3 protein-coding genes are annotated in these 2,765 nt (G+C 37.6%); all 3 read left to right on the top strand.

The annotated features are described in order from the left end of the window. Positions 1–111: 111 nt before the first annotated feature. Positions 112–1,854: a glycoside hydrolase family 13 protein gene (locus tag QZ359_RS07910; RefSeq protein WP_261219591.1), complete on the top strand. Its 1,743-nt coding sequence runs from the start codon at positions 112–114 to the stop codon at positions 1,852–1,854. A 119-nt stretch (positions 1,855–1,973) separates the two neighbouring features. Then, entirely contained in the window at positions 1,974–2,285 is a 312-nt protein-coding gene (locus QZ359_RS07905; RefSeq protein WP_000420558.1) for a hypothetical protein, read from the top strand. Between the two features lie 3 nt (positions 2,286–2,288). Next, the coding region (locus tag QZ359_RS07900) for an alpha/beta hydrolase (RefSeq protein WP_293965317.1) at positions 2,289–2,765 on the top strand (477 nt) is incomplete at its 3' end.

Here is a 2,765-nt window from a genome sequence, read left to right as displayed (position 1 = left end):
ACTATAATCTACGGACATTCCTTGCAAATAGTTTACAAAAATAGTATACTGGGTTTATTAATTTTGAAAACGTTTGCGTAAAAATAGATTGAAAATTTAGGAGACAATTTAATGGAATTAAGCGCTATTTACCATAGGCCTGAGTCGGAGTTTGCCTATCTTTATAAGGATAAGAAGCTTCATATTCGGATTCGAACTAAGAAAGGGGACATTGAAAGCATCAACTTGCACTATGGGGACCCTTTTATCTTTATGGAGGAGTTTTATCAGGATACAAAAGAAATGTCCAAAATAACTTCTGATGCCTTATTTGATTATTGGCAGGTTGAAGTGTCAGTTGACTTTGCACGTATCCAGTATCTCTTTGAACTCACGGATACAGAAGGTCAAAGTATTTTGTATGGTGATAAAGGTTGTGTGGAAAATTCTCTAGAAAATCTTCATGCCATTGGAAACGGATTTAAGTTGCCTTATCTTCATGAAATTGATGCATGCCAGGTTCCTGATTGGGTTTCAAATACGGTATGGTATCAGATATTTCCTGAGAGATTTGCTAATGGAAATGCTCGATTAAACCCAGAAGGGACTTTAGACTGGGATTCATCTGTCACACCTAAGAGCGATGATTTCTTTGGTGGTGATTTACAGGGGATTATTGACCATCTGGATTACTTTCAAGGCTTGGGTATTACTGGTCTCTATCTTTGTCCGATTTTTGAATCTACAAGCAATCACAAGTACAATACGACAGATTACTTTGAAATTGACCGTCATTTTGGAGACAAGGAGACCTTTCGGGAACTGGTGGAGCAAGCGCATCAGCGTGGCATGAAAGTCATGCTGGATGCTGTATTTAACCATATTGGTTCGCAATCGCCCCAATGGCAAGATGTTGTTAAAAATGGTGAGCAGTCTGCTTATAAAGATTGGTTCCATATCCAACAATTCCCAGTGACGACTGAAAAGCTAGCCAACAAGAGAGAGTTGCCTTATCATGCTTTTGGTTTTGAGGACTATATGCCCAAGCTAAATACAGCAAATCCAGAGGTCAAGGACTATCTTTTAAAGGTTGCGACTTATTGGATTGAAGAGTTTGATATTGATGCTTGGCGTTTGGATGTGGCTAATGAGATTGACCATCAGTTTTGGAGGGATTTTCGCAAGGCAGTTCTAGCTAAAAGGCCTGATCTTTATATCCTTGGAGAAGTCTGGCATACGTCTCAGCCTTGGCTAAATGGAGATGAGTTCCATGCGGTCATGAATTATCTTTTATCTGATAGTATCAAGGAGTATTTCTTACGAGGACTTAAGAAGACTGACCAATTCATCGATGAAATCAATGGCCAATCTATGTATTACAAACAGCAGATTTCAGAGGTTATGTTTAATCTCTTGGATTCGCATGATACAGAACGAATCTTGTGGACGGCTAATGAGGATGTTCAACTGGTCAAATCAGCTCTAGCCTTTCTCTTTTTACAAAAGGGAACACCATGTATCTACTACGGAACCGAGCTTTCCTTGACTGGCGGTCCAGACCCAGATTGTCGTCGTTGTATGCCTTGGGAACACGTATCAAGTGATAATGACATGCTGAACTTTATGAAGAGGCTGATAAAGATTCGCAAACACGCGTCAGAAATCATTTCGCATGGCAAGTATAGCCTCCAAGAAATCAAACAAGATGTAGTTGCCTTGGAGTGGAAATATGAAGGACAAATTCTTAAAGCTATCTTTAACCAATCAAAAGAAGATTATATTGTCGAGAAAGAAGCAGTAGCACTAGCAAGCAATTGCCAAGAATTAGAGAATCAGCTTGTCATCTCTCCAAAAGGATTTGTGATTTTTCATTAAAGATCAATTATGAGCGACAGGAAAATTGTAGTATAGAGAGCTTTTTACAAACAGACTATTTGTCGTCTTGCTATAAATGATATATAATTTAACTTAGAGAAAATAGGAGGACTAATCGAATGGAATTAAAAGATTTTACAGAAAAAGAACAGGAAATGATTAAGAAGGGGCTTACGACGTCTAAGATTAGTGACAAGGAAACTGCTGAGAAGATTCTTGCGCTAGTACCACAAGACTTGATTAAGCGAATCCCATTTTTCGTCAGAAAACATGCTACGACACGTACTATAAAACGCATTTCAATTGAACACCCTGAACTCTACGCTGTAGCTCAAACAAGTGGTGAGATTCCAGAAAAAGAACGCGAAGAATTGCGTCAGATTATCACAACTATCTTTGAACAAAAGATGAACAAGCATAGTATTAAGTAGAGAATGAAAATATATTTTATTGGCGGTTTGGGAAGCAATGTCTATCATAGCAAGGATTTTCTTCAAGAACTAGATTCGCAGGTTTACTTTCTAAATCCATATGAAAAGCATCTTCGAGATGAAACAGAATTGAAATCATGGTTTAAAAATGAGATTGTAGAGGAAGAATCTATCTGTCTGATAGGTCATTCTCTTGGAGGAGATTTGACACGTTATCTTGCATCGGAATTTCAAGAAGTGAAGAAACTGATTCTTTTGGATGGTGGCTATCTAGATTTAGATAAGATTTTACCTTTAGATACAGAGTTAGAGGAAGTTAAAAACTATATCGAATCTCAAGTCGTTTCAGACTTAGCTCTTCTTATTTCTAAAGAGAAATCTGAAGCAAAGTATTGGTCAGAAAATATGGAGGAAGCTGTAAGACAGTCCTATCACTGGAATGCGGAGTATAATAGATATGAGTTGGCTATAAATTATGAA

This window comes from Streptococcus sp., assembly GCF_019414905.1.
GTDB lineage: Bacteria > Bacillota > Bacilli > Lactobacillales > Streptococcaceae > Streptococcus.
The sequence above is the reverse complement of the archived record's forward strand: the minus strand, read 5'-3'. Positions and strand labels throughout refer to the sequence as shown.

Bases quoted from the DNA above. Each gene is read 5' to 3' on its own strand.
- QZ359_RS07910 (WP_261219591.1), top strand. From the start codon at position 112: ATGGAATTAAGCGCTATTTACCATAGGCCTGAGTCGGAGTTTGCCTAT.
- QZ359_RS07905 (WP_000420558.1), top strand. From the start codon at position 1,974: ATGGAATTAAAAGATTTTACAGAAAAAGAACAGGAAATGATTAAGAAG.